General features: G+C 57.5%; 18 protein-coding genes, 1 tRNA gene and 1 pseudogene. 11 read left to right on the top strand and 9 right to left on the bottom strand.

Annotation, left to right across the window (positions count from 1 at the left end; genetic code table 11):
• From AB3226_RS29465 to AB3226_RS29450, 4 genes are all read left to right on the top strand, one after another.
• Positions 1–96, top strand: a tRNA-Sec gene (locus AB3226_RS29465).
• Between the two features lie 281 nt (positions 97–377).
• A complete protein-coding gene (locus AB3226_RS29460; protein WP_367375667.1) occupies positions 378–1,343 on the top strand; it encodes a tripartite tricarboxylate transporter substrate binding protein in 966 nt (321 codons plus the stop codon).
• 1 nt (position 1,344) lies between these two features.
• Positions 1,345–1,836, top strand: a complete 492-nt coding sequence (locus AB3226_RS29455) for a tripartite tricarboxylate transporter TctB family protein (protein ID WP_367375666.1) — start codon at positions 1,345–1,347, stop codon at positions 1,834–1,836.
• Positions 1,837–1,861: 25 nt separating this feature from the next.
• Positions 1,862–3,370, top strand: coding sequence for a tripartite tricarboxylate transporter permease (locus AB3226_RS29450; RefSeq protein ID WP_367375665.1), 1,509 nt, complete (start codon positions 1,862–1,864; stop codon positions 3,368–3,370).
• Between the two features lie 622 nt (positions 3,371–3,992).
• Here AB3226_RS29450 and AB3226_RS29445 read toward each other — a convergent pair.
• Entirely contained in the window at positions 3,993–4,424 is a 432-nt protein-coding gene (locus tag AB3226_RS29445) for a nuclear transport factor 2 family protein (protein ID WP_367375664.1), read from the bottom strand.
• A 341-nt stretch (positions 4,425–4,765) separates the two neighbouring features.
• On the opposite strand from AB3226_RS29445, the gene AB3226_RS29440 reads away from it, so the two are divergent.
• From AB3226_RS29440 to AB3226_RS29430, 3 genes are read left to right on the top strand one after another with little or no spacing between them, the layout of a single operon-like run.
• Complete coding sequence (locus AB3226_RS29440) at positions 4,766–5,407, top strand: hypothetical protein (RefSeq protein WP_367375663.1); 642 nt, start codon at positions 4,766–4,768, stop codon at positions 5,405–5,407.
• Entirely contained in the window at positions 5,407–5,850 is a 444-nt protein-coding gene (locus AB3226_RS29435) for a phage holin family protein (protein WP_367375662.1), read from the top strand. Before AB3226_RS29440 ends, AB3226_RS29435 begins: the two co-directional genes overlap by 1 nt.
• A complete protein-coding gene (locus tag AB3226_RS29430) occupies positions 5,847–6,677 on the top strand; it encodes a DUF3618 domain-containing protein (RefSeq protein ID WP_367375661.1) in 831 nt (276 codons plus the stop codon). The genes AB3226_RS29435 and AB3226_RS29430 overlap by 4 nt, the downstream gene beginning before the upstream one ends.
• A gap of 163 nt (positions 6,678–6,840) precedes the next feature.
• On the opposite strand, the gene AB3226_RS29425 is transcribed toward AB3226_RS29430, so the two are convergent.
• Positions 6,841–7,398 (bottom strand): ATP-dependent Clp protease proteolytic subunit, encoded by a 558-nt coding sequence (locus tag AB3226_RS29425; RefSeq protein ID WP_367375660.1) that lies wholly within the window; start codon positions 7,396–7,398, stop codon positions 6,841–6,843.
• A 286-nt stretch (positions 7,399–7,684) separates the two neighbouring features.
• Between AB3226_RS29425 and AB3226_RS29420 the strand changes: the two are divergent.
• Both AB3226_RS29420 and AB3226_RS29415 read left to right on the top strand, forming a co-directional pair.
• A pseudogene (locus AB3226_RS29420) lies at positions 7,685–7,843 on the top strand (general stress protein); the annotation flags it as partial.
• 331 nt (positions 7,844–8,174) lie between these two features.
• Positions 8,175–8,516 (top strand): hypothetical protein, encoded by a 342-nt coding sequence (locus tag AB3226_RS29415; RefSeq protein ID WP_367375659.1) that lies wholly within the window; start codon positions 8,175–8,177, stop codon positions 8,514–8,516.
• Positions 8,517–8,625: 109 nt separating this feature from the next.
• Here AB3226_RS29415 and AB3226_RS29410 read toward each other — a convergent pair whose 3' ends face one another.
• The 3 genes from AB3226_RS29410 to AB3226_RS29400 form a co-directional block, all read right to left on the bottom strand.
• Positions 8,626–10,047 (bottom strand): amino acid permease, encoded by a 1,422-nt coding sequence (locus AB3226_RS29410; protein ID WP_367375658.1) that lies wholly within the window; start codon positions 10,045–10,047, stop codon positions 8,626–8,628.
• A gap of 184 nt (positions 10,048–10,231) precedes the next feature.
• On the bottom strand, positions 10,232–11,302 hold the full coding sequence (locus AB3226_RS29405; RefSeq protein WP_367375657.1) for an ornithine cyclodeaminase: 1,071 nt from the start codon (positions 11,300–11,302) through the stop codon (positions 10,232–10,234).
• A gap of 53 nt (positions 11,303–11,355) precedes the next feature.
• Positions 11,356–12,390, bottom strand: a complete 1,035-nt coding sequence (locus tag AB3226_RS29400) for a histone deacetylase family protein (RefSeq protein WP_367375656.1) — start codon at positions 12,388–12,390, stop codon at positions 11,356–11,358.
• 120 nt (positions 12,391–12,510) lie between these two features.
• Between AB3226_RS29400 and AB3226_RS29395 the strand changes: the two genes are divergently transcribed.
• Positions 12,511–13,011 carry an Lrp/AsnC family transcriptional regulator gene (locus AB3226_RS29395; protein ID WP_367375655.1) on the top strand — a complete coding sequence of 167 codons (501 nt, stop codon included), beginning with the start codon at positions 12,511–12,513 and terminating at the stop codon, positions 13,009–13,011.
• 70 nt (positions 13,012–13,081) lie between these two features.
• On the opposite strand, the gene phaC is transcribed toward AB3226_RS29395, so the two are convergent.
• From phaC to phbB, 3 genes are all read right to left on the bottom strand, one after another.
• On the bottom strand, positions 13,082–14,782 hold the full coding sequence (gene phaC, locus AB3226_RS29390) for a class I poly(R)-hydroxyalkanoic acid synthase (protein WP_367375654.1): 1,701 nt from the start codon (positions 14,780–14,782) through the stop codon (positions 13,082–13,084).
• Between the two features lie 87 nt (positions 14,783–14,869).
• Entirely contained in the window at positions 14,870–16,048 is a 1,179-nt protein-coding gene (locus tag AB3226_RS29385) for an acetyl-CoA C-acetyltransferase (protein ID WP_123722767.1), read from the bottom strand.
• 57 nt (positions 16,049–16,105) lie between these two features.
• The gene (gene phbB, locus AB3226_RS29380; protein WP_367375653.1) at positions 16,106–16,852 is read right to left on the bottom strand and encodes an acetoacetyl-CoA reductase; all 747 of its coding nucleotides are present in this window, start codon (positions 16,850–16,852) and stop codon (positions 16,106–16,108) included.
• A gap of 258 nt (positions 16,853–17,110) precedes the next feature.
• Between phbB and AB3226_RS29375 the strand changes: the two genes are divergently transcribed.
• Positions 17,111–18,148 carry an AraC family transcriptional regulator gene (locus AB3226_RS29375; RefSeq protein ID WP_367375652.1) on the top strand — a complete coding sequence of 346 codons (1,038 nt, stop codon included), beginning with the start codon at positions 17,111–17,113 and terminating at the stop codon, positions 18,146–18,148.
• A gap of 24 nt (positions 18,149–18,172) precedes the next feature.
• Here AB3226_RS29375 and AB3226_RS29370 read toward each other — a convergent pair whose 3' ends face one another.
• The gene (locus AB3226_RS29370; protein WP_367375651.1) at positions 18,173–20,611 is read right to left on the bottom strand and encodes a DUF3141 domain-containing protein; all 2,439 of its coding nucleotides are present in this window, start codon (positions 20,609–20,611) and stop codon (positions 18,173–18,175) included.
• Between the last annotated feature and the right edge of the window lie 178 nt (positions 20,612–20,789).

Raw genomic sequence — 20,789 nt, 5'->3', positions numbered from 1 at the left:
GGAAGGCAATCGCGCCCGGTGGCGCGGCCGGGCTTCAAACCCGGTTGGGGACGGCATCCGTTCCCGGGCAGGTTCGACTCCGGCTGCCTTCCGCCATTTAGTACTGCTTTCTTTTCGCGGTAGAACACAGGGGCTGGCAACGCAGCAATCCCTGTGGGAGCGGGCTTGCCCGCGAAAGCGGTGTATCAGGCGACATCAATGTTGACTGTGCCGCCGTCATCGCGGGCAAGCCCGCTCCCACAGGTTCCGCTGACTGGCATTAGGGAAAACACGCCAACAAACACAACTATGACCTACGCTTATTCCAGACGCATGTTCAACGAACAGGGGCTTCTCCCTGATCGAAAACAACAAGAACAGCTATCCGGAGACGACTCATGTTTGCATTGGCCCGTCGATTCAGCAGCAACCTTGCCGTTTTAGTTACCGCCGCCGCGCTCGCATCACCGGTTTTTGCGCTGGACACCGTCAAGTTCATGGCCCCCGGTTCGGTCGGTGGTGGTTATGACCAGACCGCACGCGTCCTGGGCAAAGCCATGGTCGAGGCCAAAACGGCAAAAGCCGTCACCTTCGAAAACAAGGGCGGCGCTGGTGGCACCTTGGGGTTGGCGCAATTTGCCAACGGTACCAAGGGCGACGCCAACGCCCTGATCGTGGTCGGCGCGATCATGGTCGCGGCCATCGAGCAGAACAAACCGCAAATCACCTTGAAGGACGTGACGCCGATCGCCCGGCTGTTTACCGAATACAACGTGATTGCCGTGCGTGACGACTCCCCGTACAAAACCCTGGACGACCTGCTCAAAGACTTCAAAGCCAACCCGTCCAATATCAAATGGGGCGGCGGCTCCAAGGGGTCGATCGACCACATCGGCATCGCCGAACTGGCGAGCAAAATGGACGTCCCCGTCAATAAGGTGAATTACGTTGCCTTCGCAGGTGGCGGCGAAGTCGTCGCCGCGGTGCTGGGTGGCCACATCACGGTGATCACCGGCGGCTACGCCGAGCTTGCCAAATACGTGCAGTCCAAGCAGTTCCGCTTACTCGCCATCGGCGCACCCAGCCGCGTTGAAGGCATCGATGCGCCGACCCTCAAAGAAAGTGGCTATGACGTGACGATCGGCAACTGGCGTGGCGTTTACGGCGCAGCGGGCCTGACGCCTGACCAGCGCAAAGAATTGACCGAAGCCGTCCTGACCGCCACCAAAAGCAACGTCTGGCAAGAAAACGTAAAAACCAATGCATGGTCACCGAGCATTCTGACCGGGGATGATTTCGGCAAATTCGTCGAAGAAGAACATGGTCGCCTGCGCGCGATGCTGGTCAAGGTCGGGCTGCTTTGAGATGGCCGGGCGCTGGAGAGTCATGCCGGCCCAACTGGCGATTGGTTTAGGTGTCGTCGCCATCAGCGCGCTATTGGCGTTCGGCGCCTCACGGTTTCCTCCCGAGATGGGCTTCGTCATCATGGCGGCCTACGTCTATCCCTACGCCGTCGCGGCGTTTCTGGGCGTCGTCGGTCTGTTGATGTGCTATCAGGCGCTCACCGGTGGTTTTCGCAACCTTCCCGACGACCATGAGACCACCCAGACTCAGCCCGGCGGCAAGCTCGGCGCAACCTGGGTCACGGCGGGGCTGGTCGGCGTTGCCTTGCTCATTACCTACATCGGCTTCGTATTGGCCGCTGCACTGCTGTTTGCCTGTTCTGCACGGGGTTTTGGCAGTCGCAGCCCGCTGCGGGACCTGGCCATCGGCATCGCCCTGACGCTGCCGATTTACTGGCTTTTCACCGCCGGGCTAGGGGTTTCCCTTCCGCCCCTGGTCAACGCCTGGATCTGATCCGGGCCGAAAGGAGGTCGACAAGGTGGACATTCTCGCAAGTCTGGCAAGCGGCTTCGGTGCCGCGTTGGCGCCGATCAATCTGATGTGGGGTTTTATCGGCTGCTTGCTGGGTACTGCGATCGGTGTTTTGCCGGGAATCGGCCCGGCGCTGACCGTCGCCTTGCTGCTGCCGATTACCGCCAAGGTCGATCCTACCGGCGCGCTGATCATGTTCGCCGGCATTTATTACGGCGCTCAGTTTGGCGGCTCCACCACCTCGATTCTGCTCAACACCCCGGGGGAATCGTCCTCGATGGTCACGGCCCTGGAAGGCAACCTCATGGCGCGCAACGGACGGGCAGGCCCGGCGTTGGCGACGGCGGCGATAGGTTCATTTGTGGCCGGCACGATCGCGACAATCTTGCTGACCTTGTTCGCCCCCCTCGTTGCCACACTGGCGCTGAAGTTCGGGCCGGCGGAGTATTTCGCGATTCTGGTGCTGGCCTTCACCACGGTGTCGGCGGTGCTTGGCGCATCGATGCTGCGCGGCTTCGCCTCGTTGGGGATCGGGCTGACCATCGGCTTGATCGGCCTGGACTCGACCTCGGGCATTGCCCGCTACACCATGGAGGTGCCCGAACTGGTCGATGGCATCGAAGTGGTGCTGGTGGCGGTCGGCTTGTTTGCCGTCGGTGAGGCCTTGTACAGCGTGCTCTACCAAAAGGAAGAAACGGGCAGCCGACATCGCCTGACCTCGTTGTGGATGACCCGTGCCGACTGGAAACGCTCGATTCCCGCGTGGCTACGGGGCACCCTGATCGGTTTTCCCTTTGGCTCGATTCCGGCCGGTGGCGCGGAAATTCCGACGTTCCTGTCTTATTCGACCGAACGCAAACTCAGCAAATACCCGAAAGAGTTCGCGGCCAGCAAAGGCGAGGGTGCGATTGAAGGTGTCGCTGGCCCCGAGGCGGCCAACAATGCGAGCGCCACCGGTTCTCTGGTTCCGCTGCTGACCCTGGGCATACCGACTTCCGCCACGGCGGCGATCCTGTTGGCCGCGTTCCAGAACTACAACCTGCAACCGGGGCCGTTGCTGTTCCAGACCTCGGGCGACCTGGTCTGGACGCTGGTGGCCTCGCTGTACATCGGCAACGCCATCCTGCTGGTACTGAACCTGCCATTGGTGGGCCTGTGGGTCAAACTCTTGCAGATTCCGCGACCGTACCTGAACGCCGGCATTCTGGTGTTCGCCACTATTGGCGTGTACGGCATGCGCCATTCAACGTTCGACTTGTTTCTGATGTTGGGCATCGGCTGGGCCGGGGTGTTGATGCGGCGTTTCGATTTCCCCGTCGCCCCGGTGATCGTCGGCATGCTGCTGGGCCCGATGGCGGAAAAACAACTGCGCAACGCCTTGTCCATCAGTCAGGGCGACTGGATGGTGTTTGTGACACAACCCATCGCGGCCTCGCTGCTGGTGCTGACGCTGTTGGTGTTGCTGGTGCCATACCTGCTGCATAAGCGCGGCATCAAATTGCATGAGGATGATTGAGCGCTTCGCGAGCCGGTTTGATGATCAGCGCGATGATGCACATCAGCGCCAGTCCGAGCATCACGCGCTCATGAATCACCAGGTAGATCGTTCCCATGCTCCGCGTGGGAATGCCTCAACGGACGCTCCGCGTTCGGCTCCAGAGGGACGCGGAGCATCCCGGGCTGCATTCCCACGCAGAGCGTGGGAACGATCATTGAAATTACATGAGGATGATTGAGCGCCGATCGTTCCCACGCGATCGTAGGAACGATCAACTTTGTGGCGCACAACTTTCCAAGACGTTTCCTACAACGTACCCTGTTGCCGCGTTTCGGTATCGACCCCTATAGTTCGGACTCGCGGAAAACACCGCGAATGACCTTGGCCGGTCGGATACAGGAACGTTCAGCTACCCAACACCTTTGTGTTATGGCGGCTGTGCGTGGGACACCTTCGGGTGTGCCGGTTCCTGTCCGGTCGGCCAACCCGCGTACGGCCGCCACCTTTCCAGCATTGCACTCGCTTGCACACACAACCTTGTGGCGAGGGGGCTTGCCCCCGTTGGGCGGCGAAGCAGCCCCAAAACGGACGCCGCATTGTTTCAGGTCCACCGAGAACGCCAGGCTTTGCCAGGCAGAATTCAGAAGCGGAACGCTTGTCGTCCTACCAGTAGCCATTTGCCTTGCTGTTTCTGCCAGATCTGGAAGTTCTCGATTTCCGTCGGAACGATCTCTTCACCCTTGATAGCTTGCGCCGAAAAATGATGACGGACCAACGCCACATCACCTGACAGCGTGATGGTCTGCCCCTGCATTTCCAGTGTCTTGAAAGCGCTTTTGCCGGTTTCGATGTCGGCGATGAACGCTTTCTTGTCCTGGATTTTCCCGCTGGAATGGCCGTAGGTAAGGTTTTCAGCGGTGAGCGCGTTCAGCTGGGGAATGTTTTTGGTCAGCATGGCTTGAGTCAGATGGTCCACCGCTACGGCGACATCTTTCTCGCCGGAGGAGGGGGTTGCCATCACATAGCCGCTGAAGAGGCACAAAAAGCCGATAAGCAATTTGGTTTTTTTCATGGGTATTTTTTCCTTGTTGTTATAGGGATGACAGACGAGAGACAGCCGCCTCGTCCGTCATCGTACAACTTAGCAGGTTTTTTCTGCGCAATGCATCCAGCGAACGCAAACCTGTGGGAGCGGGCTTGCCCGCGAAAGCGATGTGTCAGCCGACATTAATGTTGAATGTGCCGCCATCATCGCGGGCAAGCCCGCTCCCACAGGTTCCGCAGCGTACTTTTCATCACTTCATCGTCTGCTTGGAACTCCCCGCCAGACACCCTCGTCATCTGCAATGAAGCACCACCGCGGACACCCCGCGGCCACTTCCTGACGTGTTCATTACGAAGGCGATGGATGACATGACTATTCCAGACAGCAGAACCGGACAACCGGATGCCCCTCGGGATCCCGCAGGCTCCGAACAAAACTTTCAGCATTTAAAAGAGGAGGTTACCGAAGCGATCGGCGGTGCGCGGCATCAGGCCGATGAGCAGTTCGGCCAATACCGCGATACCGCAGCGGATCAGATTGAAGCATTGGCCAGAGGCGCCCAATCAGTCGTTTCCGAGATCAGGACGAACGATACGTTTGGGATGTCCGATTACCTGGCAGACATGGCCGACAGCATGAGCAGCCTGGCGGGAAAACTGCGCAGCAAAAGTGCCGAAGAGCTTCTGCACGATGGCGCTGACCTGGCACGCGAGAACCCCGGGTTGTTCATTGTCGGCAGCATCGCGGTGGGGTTCGGTCTGTCGCGCTTCCTGAAAGCAGGCACGGCGACCCTGCCGACAACAACCGACCGTGAGTTCGCTGCCCAGAGCAGTACAGCCACGTTCACTGGCGATGGCTCGCAAGGACTTTATGAAACGACGATGCCGCCCGGAGGCGACTTGTCGTCCGGGTTGGCCACTAGCATCACGCCGTCCTCGCCGAGCGCGCCCGACCATCGTGGCGACGGCTCCTCAATGCCGGGGTCCAGCCCCTTCTCAGGAGAACGGTGATGAACAGAGAAAATCCAGAACTGCAACGCACCCCACCCGTCACACCGTCGGTCACGGCGGCTGATCATGATGCTTCCGTGGTCGGTTTATTGCGGCAGTTGACTCGGGAAGTACCGGCGTTATTCACCAAGGAACTGGCGTTGGCCAAAGTGGAATTGCAGGCCAGCCTGACGACATTGAAAGCAGGGATTGCCGGGGTCGCCGGTGGCGCCATTGTGCTGCTCGCCGGGTTCATCATCCTGCTGATGGCTGTGGTCTATGCCTTGAGCCTGGTGATGGCGCCCTGGCTGGCCGCGCTGATTGTCGGCGTCGTGGTGATGGTCATCGGGTTCGTGATGCTGCAGGCAGGCAAGAAACAATTCGAGCCTTCCCACTTCAAGCCTGATCGCACCCTGGACGCGCTGAACAAAGACCAGGAAGCCCTGCGGAGGAAAATGTCATGAACCGTGAATTCGAAACCGAAGCGGCCAAGAGCCCGGAAACCATCGAACGTGAAATCGATGCGCAACGGGAGAACATCGGGCATATCGTCGACGCACTGGAAAGCAAGTTCACCCCTGGCCAGATGTTCGATCAAGCACTGCTGATGATGCAAAGCAATGGCTCGACTTTCCTGACCAACCTGGGCACCAGCGTGCGCAACAACCCCGTGCCCGCGGTGCTGACCTCAGTGGGGTTGATGTGGTTGATGATGAGCCAGAATCGCCCGCCAACGCCCAGGGAATATAGCGTAGAGCCTGCGCAGGATTTCGACTGGGCCGATGACTTGGGCGAAGGGCTTTCCGATGGCATGGACAGCGCCCGACAGCGTCTGCACAACACCACCGATTCGCTCAAGGACAGCTATCAGGCGGTCAAAGGCAAGGCAGCACACCTGAGCGATAGCCTGCATGCGAAGACCGATCAGCTCAGTCATACCGTTCATGAAACCAGTGATCGCCTGGCGCGCAGGACTCATGAAATGGGCGACCAGTTCAGTCATTTGCTCAAGGAGCAGCCACTGATGATGGCGGCGGTCGGTATCGCGGTGGGGGCGTTGCTGGGCGCAGCGCTACCGACCACCGCGACGGAACGCCGCTATCTGGGCAGGACCAGCGCAAGCCTTACCGGCAAGGTCAAACAGCAAGCACGGGAGGGCTATGAGGCGGTGCGCGAAAAGGTGATGGAAACCACGGAGCCCCGCGAGGCAATCGCTGGAGAAACGGGCGAGATGCGCAAGCCCGCGTCCGACACTTCAGCCGATCTGTCGCGAGGGTTGGGGACTTCTTGACAGGTATCAGGGCTCGACGGGAGGTCTGATGCACAGACCTCCCGTCGAGCCCGGTTTGTCGGCGCCTTGGAACAGGCGGTGACGGAATGACCCTGGAGATTCACCCTGTTGCTGGCACCTGACTCATCGGTAACGAAAAACTCAGGGCCGTCTCGAACAGGCTTCAACCGCCACTGACTTTCCAGTGTTTGACGTTATCGGCAAACACCATCTGATGCATTTCGTGGGCAATTCCATAGGCCAGGGATTCATGCGCTGCGATGACTTTCTCTTCCGCTGAAAGGCAATGAAAAATGTCCAGTTTGGTTTCTGCGTGGGCAGTTTCCAGGGCAAAGATTTGCACGTAGCGCGCGAGGTCGTTATCCAGGCTCAAGAGGTATTCGCGCAGGCGTTGATGGTCGACCGAGCTTTGGGGGAAGTACCAATTCATTGGGTGAATCAGAAACCGCGAATGGGGGGCGGTGATACGTCGGCCGGCGGCCAGGTACATGATGATGCCCATCGACTCGATGTTGCCGGCATTAATCGCGCACAGCGGCACTGGCAGAGATTTGAGGAAGGTATAGAGGGCGAAGCCAAAATTGGTGCTGCCGCCGCTGGTGGAGAGATTCAGCAGTAAGGAAGAGGCGCCCTGGTCGATGGCGTCGAGGCAGCAGTCCCTGAAGCGTTCCATCGTGCCCTGATCAATCTGGCAATGAAAGTGGACGATGTGCTCTGTCATCGACGTACCTCCACAGAGGAAAAATTAGCTAGCTGATAGTTCAGCGTAACTGCTTGAATGATGCCAGACCTCAACGCTCTTTTCCTTGATGAATTTGTATAAGCGCAAGCCATTTTTATACTCGTTTAGCTCACCTCCATTAGTCGCAGCGTCAGGAGTTTTCCGGAACTAATCATCCCAATCCGCCTGTCGCAATACGATGGATCAGTTCAAACTTTCAATCACAGAAAACCTCGGAATTAGACGAGCCTACGAAGGTTCGCGAGAAACAATGAGGAGAACGAAAATGGCTAACACCGGTGATAAAAAACCTGGCAATTTTGCCAACGACCCTGATAAAGCCTCCGAAGCTGGCAAAAAAGGCGGGCAGTCGGGCGGCGGGATGATGAACGATCCGCAACGTACCTCCGAAGCCGGCAAAAAAGGTGGACAGGCCTCTGGGGGACGTCAGTCCAGCGATACCAATCGTCCCGGCAGCGGACAGGGAGCAGGGCGCCAAGGCAACTTGGTCGAAGACAGAGAAAAAATGTCTGACGCAGACAAAAAAGGAGGAGGGCAAACTCCCGGCGGTGGGCGTAAACCCTGATGCCGTGTGAAATACGTCAAGCCCCGCTTCTGGCGGGGCTTGGTTTTGCGATCGCGCGGCGCAACTATCGGTTCAAGTAATAGTGACAATCAAGAAACGCAAGTTCTGCTTTGTCGGGCAAAGTTGGAAAATCGCTTCCATCGTAAACGCAGCTCAACGCCCCCGACTTTTTATTTTCAGGACTTCACCGATGCGCCTTTTATTTGTTCCTGTCATGGCTTTCGCCTCCTTGCTGCTGGCCGGCTGCGCCTCCGCGCCGAATGACCCGACGCAGAGCTTTCAGACGAAAAAAACGCCTGCCGAGTACGCCGACTGCGTAGTGCCGAAGTTGCAGGGCAGCGCACTGAACCCGACGGTCTCGCAAACCCAGCGCAGTTACCGGATCGTGGTGCCGAGCAAAGTCGCGGCAGACAACGTTCTCGAAGCCTATAAAGCCCCGAATGGCGGCAAGGTGTTTTTGTATGAGCGCCACTTGCTGGCGTCGAACTTCATGCCTTCGAGTTTCGAGCGTGCCGCGCAGGAATGCCTGTAACCGCTTTTAAAAATGCTCCTTTGGTTGGCCGCAACCAACCAATTTTTTGTCCCGTGACTCATTCGGTCACGGGACTTTTTTACGTACAGCTTTTTGGTGGAGCAATGGATCATTCTTTGAGAAGTGACCCTGCCGCATGACTGGCCTGGTTCCTGCGCCTGAAATGAGAGAGTTGGTAGGCGATTGCCAACCAAATGAACCATGCAGGCATCACGCACAGTGCAAGGCGGGTGTCTGGCCGAAGGGCAAGCAGGCACAGCACAAATGCGAGAAATGCGAGGGAGAACCACGCCATCGGCACGCCTCCAGGCATTTTGTACCGCGATTGCGCATGAAGATCGGGTCTTGCTTTGCGATACGCGATGTAGGAGGCCAGGATGGTCGACCAGGTAAAGATCACCAGGATGGCCGACACCGTCGACACGATGGTAAAGGCGGTCATGACTTCAGGGATGATGAACAGCAGCAGGACGCCCAGCAGCATCAGAAAGGTCGTGAAGACCAGGCTGATGAGCGGAACACTGTTTTTCGACAACCGTCTGAAGATAGCGGGTGCACTGCCAAGGTCGGCCAGGCCGAACAACATGCGGCTGGACGAGAAGACGCCGCTGTTGGCGGATGACGCCGCAGAGGTCAGCACCACAAAGTTCACAATGCCGGCCGCCGCTGGAAAACCCGCGATCAGGAACAGTTCGACAAAAGGACTTTTGTTGGGCGATACCTGCTGCCATGAGGTCACCGCGATGATGCAGACCAGCGACAGAACATAAAAAAGGATGATCCTGAGCGGTATGGAATTGATGGCTTTGGGCAAGGTCTTTTCCGGCGACTTGGTTTCGGCGGCCGCGGTGCCGATCAATTCTGTGCCCGCGAACGAAAAGATCGCCATCTGAAAGCCCGCGAAGAAGCCGAACAGGCCGTTAGGAAAGGCGGCTTGTTTGTCCAGCAAGTGCGTCAGGGACGCCGTGACTCCCGTGGGTGAGACGAAGGAGCTGGCAATCAGCAGCACACTGACGGAAATCAGCGCAACGACTGCGATTATCTTGATGATCGCGAACCAGAATTCAACCTCACCGAACAGTTTGACGGTAAGCACATTCAAGGCGAATAGCGTGAGCATCATGCCGATGGCGGGGATCCAGGCCGGTACATCAGGGAACCAGTATTGAAAGAAACCCCCAACGACCACTGCATCTCCCACAACGGCCACGCTCCAGCTCAACCAGTATGACCACCCGAGAAAGAAGGCCGCACGAGGGCCGAGGTAGGCCCCGGCAAAGTCAGCAAAGCTTTTGAAGTTCAGGTTTGATAAAAGCAGTTCTCCCATGGCACGCATGACGAAGTAAACGAAAAGACCGATGATCATATAGATAAGTATGATCGAGGTACCGGACAGGGCGATGATCTTGCCGGAGCCCATGAACAGCCCCGTACCAATGGCGCCGCCCATGGCCATTAGTTGAATGTGGCGATTGCTGAGCGTGCGCTGTAATGCGGGTTGTTCAGTTATTTCATGCGTATCTGATTTCATCACAAAACCTCTTGATTTTATGTTTTTTGAGTTTTGGCAGAGAAATAGTCTGTGTGTTTTATTGTTGTAAGTTCGCCATTAGGCCTTGTAGATCAGGACGGTATTTCAAACGCTTTGCAATATCGGTTAATCAGTAAGGTGTCCGTGGCTCGCCACCTGGTTTGATAGCGAGCTATCGCGTGTCTTAGCTTGCTGCCAACTGCTGTTTTTGCGGGGGCGATACTGATGAAAAATCAGACTTCTCCTCAATCAATTGATACAGGTTCTTGATATTGGCAGGCGTGGGTACAAGATGGATTTTCTCACCGATCGCGTATTTTCTAGCCTGGTCATGCAAGTAACGAAGTGAAGAAAAGTCTTCTAGAGCAAATCCCACCGAGTCGAACACCGTGACTTGCGTGTCATTTTCCCGGCCTGGTTCGTTATCCCGAACGATACGAAAATATTCGATGACAGGATGGTCCGCGTCCAGTTGCTGAATGTCGCCTTCAATGCGCGTCTGTGGTTCAAACTCGACAATGATCCGGGCGTTGCGCAGGATATCGGCATGAAGTTCGGTTTTCCCGGGACAGTCACCGCCAACCGCGTTGATATGCATGCCAGGCTCGATCATGTCGGGCGTCAAGATTGTCGCGTAGGCTTTGTCCGCCGTGACGGTGGTGATGATATCAACGCCTTTGACGGCTTCATGCACCGAGGCGGCTACGGTGACATTGATGCCGGTATAGCTTTCCAGGTTTTGTTTCAGTTTCAATGACGCAGCGCTGTCGATATCAAATATCCGCACCTCGTTGATCCCGAGCATTTCATAAAAGGCAATGGCCTGGAATTCGCTCTGGGCGCCATTTCCGATAATGGCCATACGTGTCGAACCCTTGCGTGCCAAGGACTGGGCTACCAGCGCGGACGTTGCCGCTGTACGAACCGCGGTGGTCAGGGTGAGTTCGCTGAGAACAGTGGGGTATCCGCTATCGACGTTCGCCAATACCCCAAAGGCCATGACGGTCAGCAAGTTGTTGCCAGCATTTCCTGGATGGCCGTTTACGTATTTGAATGAATACTGTTTGCCATCGTCAGTCGGCATCAGTTCGATCACCCCGCAAAGGGAGTGATTGGCGGTGCGCGGGGATTTATCAAAGTCAGCCCAGCGACAATAATCAGCCTTGATGTAGCTGGCCATTTGCGTGATGGACTGACCGATTCCAATCTTTCCAAAAAGCATGGCGGCGTGATCAACGTCTATGAATAGAGTCATCTATGTTTCTCTCTTAGTTGTAAGTCAAGGAAGGTTGTTTCGGTCACCGAAACTTAGAATTGTTTGCTCTCATACCCATGAAGTACATTGACCGCATTGATGCCGATCTCATCGACCATATAGCCGCCTTCCATGACGAAAAGCGTCGGCGCGCCGACAGTGGCGATGATTTCGCCCATGCCAAAGAAGTCCTGGCTTTCCAGAAGAAAGTGGCTGATCGGATCGTCCTTGAACGTATCGACGCCCAGGGAAATCACCAAGAGTTCAGGCGAGAAGTTACGAAGTTTTTTGCAGGCGTGGATCAAGGCGTTTTGATAACTATCCCAGGTGGTGTTTTTCGGCAACGGATAGTTCAGGTTATAACCGTCACCGGCGCCTGCTCCACACTCGGTACTGAAACCCGAGTAATAAGGATAGGAAACCGACGGTTCTCCATGCAGGGAAGCAAACATCACATCGTTGCGATCGTAGAAAATGTTCTGCGTCCCGTTGCCATGATGGAAGTCGACGTCGAGCACCGCGACACGTTTAGCACCTTGAGTCAGTGCATGTTGCGCGGCAATGGCCGCGTTATTCAGGTAGCAATAGCCTCCCATGTATTCACGAGCAGCGTGGTGTCCGGGTGGACGACACAGGGCAAAGGCGCTGTTGTGGCCTTCGTTGATCAACGACAGTCCAGTGAGTGCAATGTCCGCGCTGGTTTTGACGGCTGCCCAGGTGGTCGCGGTGATCGGCGAGCCGGCATCCATGGCAAAGAAACCGAGCTTGCCATCAATGAACGCGGGGACGTGTTCATTGGACAAGTCGCGCACCGGCCAGACCAGGGGCAGGGCATCATGCTCCCGACCGGTTGCCGTCCATTCGGACCACGCGGTTTCCAGAAAGGAAACATAGCGCTCACTGTGTGCATTGACGTAGCACGCCCGGTCAAACGTTCGCGGGACGATGATATCGCCGAGCCCAACGTGCTGGACTCGGTCGCGAACGGTATCCGCTCGGCTTGGCTGTTCGAAAGAAGGTTTGAGAACGCCGTCCTTCAATTCGGTCCCATGGTGCAAGCGATGGGAATCGCTGAAAACTGTAAGCATTTATACGCATCCGTCGTGGTGGTCCAGTGCCAATAGTTTGTTCTGGTACGGATGCACTTTCTTTGCTTTTTGTTCTCGCTCTGCTAGCGTAATCGGGATTATTTTCCCGTGGATGGCACCATGCAGAAAAAAAATACCCATCGCGCATTGCTTGACGATACCGACCTTTCCATCCTTGCCTTGTTGCAGGAAGACGCCAGTATTTCCAACGCCGAGTTGAGTGAGCGCCTCTCGCTAAGCCTTACTCCATGCTGGAGGCGGCGCAAGAGACTGGAAGAGGAGGGAGTGATCAAGGATTACCAGGCAAATCTGGACCGGCGCAAGCTGGGGCTGGACATCATGGCGTTTGTGCATATCCGTTTTACCACGCACACCGACCATACCCCCGAGGCCTTTGAAGCGGTCATCATGCAGCTCCCGGAGGTATTGTCCTGCCACAAGATAACCGGGGATGCCGATTACCTTTTGCAAGTGTTGGCTCAGGATCTTGATAGCTACAGTGACTTTGTCGAGAGCGTATTGAGGCGACAACTCGGTATCGCCTCTATCCAGTCAAGTCTTGCGTTGCGTGAAGTCAAAACGACCAGTCGTATCGCCATTCCGGGGCGGACAAAGCAGTAAACCGACGTTCTGAAGCGTCCAGCCCGAGAAATTCATTTCCCCTGAGCCTGGCTGCCCGGACTGGCTCCTCTTATTGCATCACATAACTCCCCGGCGCCGGCTCAAGTGCCGGATGTTGCGCGTTGCCCATGTCCAGCACTGAAGGCTGGCGTTCCCCCGCATGTTCGGCCAGCCAGACAAACCAGTCATTCCACCAACTACCCGGATGCTGCTGGGCATTCTTGAACCAGGTTTCTGGATTCTTGGTGACGCGATTGTTGGTCCAGTAATGGCGTTTTTCCTTGGCCGGTGGGTTGATCACCCCCGCGATATGCCCTGAGGCGCCGAGCACGAAACGCTTGGTTCCAGACAGTAGCCCGGTGCTGGCGTAGGCGCTTTTCCATGGCACGATGTGGTCGTCATGGGTGGCGAGGATGTACGCAGGGGCATCGATGGCGCGCAGGTCCAGCTTGACCCCGCAGCAATCCAGCTCGCCGGATTTCAGATCGTTCTGCAGGTAGGTATGGCGCAGGTACCAGCAGTACATCGGCCCAGGCAGGTTGGTGCTGTCGTTGTTCCAGAACAGCAGGTCAAGGGGTATCGATTTTTGTCCCTTGAGGTATTTGTCGACGTTGTAGTTCCACCACAAGTCATTGGGGCGCAGCAACGAGAATGTATTGCCCATGTCCTCGCCCTTGAACAGGCCGATGGGGCCGTTGAGGCCGCCGATGGTGCGCTCGCGATAAGCCACCAATTGCTCGTCGACGAAGATGTCGATGGGGCCGGTATCGAGGTAGTCGAGGAAGGTGGTCAGCAGGCTCACGCTGGCGATCTCTTTGTCGCCACGGGCCGCCAGCACGGCCAGCGCCGAGCTCAATAACGTGCCACCAATGCAGAAACCCACGCAGTTGGGCCGTTGCTCGCCGCTGATTTCACGGGTCAGCTGCAGGCCTTTGATAATCCCGGTTTCAATCAGGTCATCCCAGGTAGTGCCGGCGTGTTCCTGGTCGAAGTTGCGCCACGACATCAGAAACACCGGGTGGCCTTGCTGCAACAGGTGGCGAACCATCGAATTGTCGGGGCGCAGGTCGAGGATGTAGTACTTGTTGATCGATGGCGGAACGATAAACACCGGGCGCCGGTACTGGGTTTCGCTTTGCGGATAGTACTGGATGAGCTGGAAGAGTTCGTTCTCGAAGACCACTTCGCCGGGGGTGTTTGCCAGGTCGACACCCACTTTGAACGCGCCGGCGTCGCACTGGCGCATCTTGCCTTCCTGCAGGTCGCTGGCCAGGTGCATCAGGCCTGTGAGCAGGCTGCTTCCTTGGGTGTCCACGACTCGTTGCAGCGCATCGGGGTTACTGGCCAGAAAATTGCTCGGCGCGCCGGCGGCGATGGCTTGCTCCGCCAGATAGAGCAAGCGTTGACGGGGTTTCTTGCCGTCGATCGGCAGCTGATCGAGCAGCTTCAGCAGAAAGCCGGCGTTGAGCAGATAAAACGCCGCGAGGGAACCGAACAGCGGTTGGCTCCAGTTGCCGCTGGCGAAACGTCGATCTTCGAAGCTGAAGGGCTGACCGGTCAATAGACGCTGGCCGAGCTCACACCATTGTTGCTGGTAGTCCGATTGGAGGCTGTCCAGGGTTTCGCGTGGCAGCTCGAACCAGGCGTCGTAGTCCTGCCCGGTAAACCAGGGATTGGTGCTGACCCAGAACCTTAATTGTTGCACTGCAAAGGACGCAATGAACGGAACCTGGCCCGACCAGAGTGTGTTTAAGGTATGCGCGTTGTCCATGGAACTCCTTGCCCATATGAATAAACCGGACGGAAAAAAACGCGGCGCCGGACGTCGGTGCCGCGTCTGACAACTCAGCCTGTGTTTCTAACGCTCGATGACCAGGCTGACACCCTGGCCGCCACCGATGCACAAGGTGGCCAGACCTTTTTTGCCATCGCGACGGATCAGTTCATGTACCAGCGACACCAGAATCCGCGCGCCTGATGCGCCGATCGGATGACCGAGGGCAATGGCGCCACCGTTGACATTGACCTTGTTCATGTCCCAGCCCAGTTCCTTGCCGACGGCCAGTGACTGCGCGGCGAACGCTTCGTTGGCTTCGATCAGGTCCAGGTCGTCCAGGCTCCAGCCGGCCTTCGTCAAGACCAGACGGGTAGCGGGCACCGGGCCGATGCCCATGATCGACGGGTCCACTCCGGCACTGGCATAGGCCTTGATGCGCGCAAGTACCGGCAAGCCCAGAGCCAGGGCCTTGGCGGCGCTGGCCAGCATCAGCACGGCAGCGCCGTCATTGAGGGTCGACGAGTTGCCCGCGGTCACGCTGCCGTTTTTCTGGAACGCGGGTTTGAGGTTGCCCAGTGCCTGCAACGTGCTGTCCGGACGCGGCTGTTCATCGGTGTCGAAAACCAGCGGCTCGCCCTTGCGCTGGGGGATCAGGATCGGGGTGATTTCACCCTTGAAGTAACCCGCCTCGATGGCCGCGGCGGCTTTCTGTTGCGAGGTCGCGGCGAAGGCATCCTGATCTTCACGACTGATGCTGTATTGATTCGCCAGATTCTCGGCAGTGATGCCCATGTGGTAGTCGTTGAAGGCATCCCACAAACCATCTTGAATCACGCTGTCTTGCAGTTGCGCATGACCCAGGCGCAGGCCAGTGCGCGCCTTCGGCAGAACATAGGGCGCCAGGCTCATGTTTTCCTGACCGCCGGCAATCACCAGTTCGGCGTCGCCGCAGCGGATCGCCTGGACCGCAAGCTGGACCGCCTTAAGGCCTGAACCGCAGACTTTGTTCAGGGTCAGGGCAGGGGTGGTATGGGGCAGGCCGGCCTTGATCGCGGTTTGGCGTGCCGGGTTTTGCCCCGAACCTGCTGTCAGCACCTGGCCGAGGATGACTTCATCAATCTGCGCAGCGTCGATCCCGGTCTGTTCGAGCAGGCGACGAATCACCGCCGCGCCCAATTCGGTAGCTGGAATGGCGGACAGTGAACCTTGAAAACTGCCAATGGCGGTGCGAGTAGCGGCAACGATTACGACTTCGTTCATGCATGACCTCATTAGGATTCTGTCGAGCGGGAGCAGGGCATCCGTGCCCTGACAGGCTTACTGCATGTTCATGCCGCCGTTGACCGAGAAGTCGGCACCGGTGCTGTAGGCCGATTCATCGGACGCCAGCCAGGCGACGATCGAAGCGATTTCTTCGGGTTGGCCAAGGCGCCCGACCGGTGTGGCTGCGATCATGGTGTCGAGAATGTCCGGGCGGATGGCCGCGGTCATGCTGGTCTGGATGTAGCCGGGCGATACGGTATTGACGGTCACGCCCTTGCCCGAGACTTCCCGGGCCAGTGCCATGGTGAAGCCATGGATGCCGGCTTTGGCCGCGCTGTAATTGGTCTGGCCGAACTGGCCGCGCTGACCGTTGATCGACGAGATATTGATGACCCGACCCCAGCCCTTGGCCAACATGCCTTCAATCACCTGTTTGGTGGTGTTGAAGAGGCCGCTGAGGTTGGTCCCGATCACCGCGTTCCAGTCTTCTGGAGTGAGTTTGCGAAAGGACGCATCCCGAGTGATGCCGGCGTTATTGACCAGCACATCGATCGGGCCGAATTGCTCTCGTGCCATCTCGAAGGCCTTGCGGGTCGATTCCCAATCGGTGATGTCGCCGAAGATGCATTCGAACTGATAACCCGCCGCCAGTTGGGTGGCTATCCATTCGTTCTTGCGGGCGGAATCCGAGCTGCAGCCGACGATGACCTTGAATCCTTCCTTGTACAGGCGTTGGCTTATCGCAGTGCCAATCCCACCCATACCACCCGTGACCAACGCAATACGACCAAGCGACTCCATACAATCCCTTCCTTTCTTTGTTTTGCGTTGCAAGATGGGGAGATTGTTCGGTATTGGCCGGGCCTGCGGAAGTGTTGAGAGGTGACTGTCTGGTGTCCAACGGTGCCACGCCCCGGTGAATGCCGGATGGCGAAAAACGCTGGTTACCTATACTGGGATCAATATTGGCAACTGAAGAACCCGTTAGTCTTTGGATTCATTGCAGATCAGTTATGGCTCCGGACAGGACGTTCGGTTCCACAGGTCATTGAGGACGCCATGTACAGAATGAGTTCAGGTTATGCCAGCGTGCTGGCGAATACGCTCTCGGCTCAAGGACTGGATGTCGCCAGTCTGTGTCGGGAGGCTGGACTAGACATGAAGCTCGCGAATAAACCCGGAGCGTTTTGCGAGCGAAGGGCAATCTATCGATTATGGGACCTGGCTGCTCAGGCCTCGGGTGATCCGGACATCGGTCTGAAAGCCTACGGAAACTTCAATCCCGGCATTTTTCAGATCGTCGGCTACACCATGATGTCCAGTCTCAATTTGAAAAAAGCGCTGGAACGGCTGGTTCGCTTCAGTCCGTTGATAGGCACCGGATTCAGCCTTTTCCTTCTACCGGAACAGCAAAACTACCGACTGTCCGGGCTCGATCATCAACAAAGCGGCTCGGTCAAACCACGCCAATACAGTGATGCCGGATTGGCGTCATTGCTGGGGTTCTGCCGTTGGCTGGCGGGCAGCAAGTCAGTGCAGCCCTTGAGTGTGGATTTCACTTATCCCGAACCTGAAGACACCTCTGAACACCGTCGGCTGTTTGGATGCGACCTGCATTTCGACGCGGCCTACGACAGCATTGTGTTCGACGGGGAGGAGTTGCAGCGCCCCTTGAGCATGGCCAATGAAGCGTTGGCGGTGCTGCATGACAGCTTTGCCCAGGCGCAACTGGACCTGCTATTTGGTGTTTCCATTGTCGGCAGGATTCGGGCGATGGTTACCGAGCGCTTGAGTCAGGTGCAGGGGCCATGCGACATGGAGTCGATCGCTGCAGCCTTGAACATCAGCAAGCGAACACTGCAACGCGCCCTGGAAAAAGACGGGACCCAATTCAAGGACGTACTGAATGCCGTACGCAGGCAATTGGCCGATTTTTATCTGCGTCATTCTCACTTCAACATGAAGCATGTGGCCTATCTCCTTGGTTTTCATGATCACAGCAGCTTCAACAAAGCCTGCAGCCGCTGGTTTGGCATGACACCCGGTCAATATCGGGCCGATGAATCGTTCGGGATCAAGGAGACAATGCCGGTCTGACACGGCCTCCCGTCGACGTTCAGGTTATTTCACCGGAGGTTTTTTTACGGCTTTCTTGCCCTTGGCAGGTTTGCGCACCGCACTCGCCACCTTGGCGATGGGGTCAGGGGTCACTGCGGGGATTTTCTGCTTGATCGGCTCTGGCGTTATCGCCGGTTCTTTCACTTCGATGGCATCGGCTGCATCGGCTGCACCGGGTGGTTGGGTCAGGCTGAAACCTGGCAGCGGAACGTCGAGTAGCGTGTGCAGCTCACACCAGCATGGGTTGTTTGCGCCGCTGGTCAGCAGTTCGGGCAGCAAATTGGCGACGGCCGCCAGCACTTGTTGGCGCTCTTGGGCCTCAACCAGCATTAAGGGCAGGCTGTGCAGGCTTTCTTGCGGGTGGGTGGCGACCAGCAGTTTTTGCAGGCGCAGGGTTTCGCGCAAATCTAGCGGCTTGGCACTGTAGTCCTGGAGCAGCACCTGCAGTTGCAGGATCAATTTCTCGACGCTTTCCTTGCCCGGTTCGTCGCTGTCGCGGCCCAGCAGGAACAGGATCCGTATCAAGGCTTCCATCAGACCGCCAAGGGGCAAGGCATCCTGCAGGCGCTCGTTCAGAACCTGATCGTGCTGCTTGGCGTGTTCCTGCAGATTTCGACCGGGTGCATTGCCGGCGAGGCTATTGAGCACGCCATACACGCCGTAGAAACACATTTCGTGAGCCGCATCACGCAGGTCCCGATAGCCGTTCAAGGCGTCCTGCACCTGGTTGGAAAACAGTTCCTGCCAGACCAGTAACGGGTTTTTCTGGCTGGCGGGGTGACGATCCTTGCTCACTTGGGCGGCACTGCCAGCCAGCCACCACAGCGCCGGGTTCAAACTGCTCCAGGCCACTTGCTGCTGATGGAAAGGGTGCGCGCGGCGCAGCATTTCGGCGCTCGGTTCGTTGATCAGTTGGCGCAACCACGGGCGTATGAATTCGTCGTACACGCTGTTGTTGATGGCGGATGCGCGTTGCACTAGCGCGAATTCGCGATCGTCATCACGGGGCGGCTGCACCTGGCCATGAATGTCGGCGATACGCCGGGGCTCGAAACGCACGGTATACGGCGTCGCCGAGTGCTCCGGCAGGTCGTCGATCAGCATTTCGTATAGCCCGGCCGGCAGCGCATTGATCGCATCGACCGCACCCAGCAACTCGCGGTGCTCACGCCGCGCCACTTCACCGGACACGAAGATGCCCAGGTGACCGATGCTCGCATGCCGCAGGTAAACGATGGTGCGTCCGGCATTTTGCAACGCGAGATCGCTGGGATAGACGTCGGTGATCCAGTCCAGTGCCTGCTGCGGGGAGGTGATGTTGTCGCCATAGGAACAGAACACCACCACCGGCACTTCGATCAATTTGAGGTCGAGCCCGCTGCTCTTGCGCCCCAGGCCGCCAGACAGCTGATTACCGATGAACAGGTCGTCGACAATCATCTCGATCTCTTCGCTATTGAGCAGGGTCGGGCTGCCCCACCAGCGTTCGAAATCCAGAAAGCGTGCGGCCTCGCTGTCGACTTCGCTGAACAGGTGGTAGTACTTGCCCCAATAGGTATTGGCCGGGTCCAGGTTTTCGAAATTGCTCACCAGCCAGGTGCCGTCGAAGCGGTCATTACCGAGGTCGCTCCCCAGGCGCGCCATCCAGCCACCGCCCAGCAAACCGCCGGTGTAGCGCATCGGATTGCGGCCATTGACACCGGCCCAGTACGACAACGGCGCACCGTTGACGATGATCAGCCCCGGCAATTCCGGCCGAGTGGCCGCCAGGCCCATTAACGCCCAGCCCGCTTGGCAGTTACCAATGACGACAGGTTTGGCGCTGTCCGGATGCCGGGTGCTGACGACCTCGATGAACCGTGCCTGGGCGTCTGTGATATCGGCAAGGGTTTGCCCTGGGCGTGGCGAGTGACTGAAGGCGATGAAGTAGGTGGGATGGCCAGCTCTCAGGCTTTCGCCGATGACCGAATCCTGTTTGAAACCGCCGATCCCCGAGCCGTGACCGCCGCGGGGGTCAATGATGATCACGGGCTGTTTTTTGCTGTCGATCTGTTGCCCCGGGCCGCCGAGGATTTGCAACAACGAATAGTTGACCGCACGAGGCAGGTCTTCACCAGCGACCAGCGTTTGATGATTGAACTTGAGCAGCAGTGGATACCCGGCGCGTTCGTGGGCCAGGGTGTTGTCGCCGCGCTGACGCAAGGTGTCCCAGAACAGCACGCTGCGTTGGCCAAGGTCAGTGAAGTATTCCTGCCAGTCAGCCGGTGTCGGCTGTCTGAGTTGCCCAAGACTAAAAGGCGCGAAAGTTTTTGCCTGGCGCTTCTGCACGGCGTCGAGGACGTTGTGGGTATTGAGGCGTTGCAGATGATCAAGGTGTTCGAACAAGCCGGCGGGGTCGCTACGCTCTTCATCTTGCAGCGCAATATGTGCTTCCTGACCCATGGTGATCTCCTGCTGCAATGCATGGGAACCTGCGCATCTAAACCCTTTAGTTAAAGAGGGCTAGGCTGGCCGTTCGATGAGCAGGAGTCTACAGCGAATAAGCAGGGCGTTAGCAACGTTTATTTTGCACCGCACAAAAATAGGCGTTGCCAAATGGTTTTGTGCACTGCAATATCAA

This window comes from Pseudomonas lini, assembly GCF_964063345.1.
GTDB classification, from domain to species: domain Bacteria; phylum Pseudomonadota; class Gammaproteobacteria; order Pseudomonadales; family Pseudomonadaceae; genus Aquipseudomonas; species Aquipseudomonas lini_B.
The sequence above is the reverse complement of the archived record's forward strand: the minus strand, read 5'-3'. Positions and strand labels throughout refer to the sequence as shown.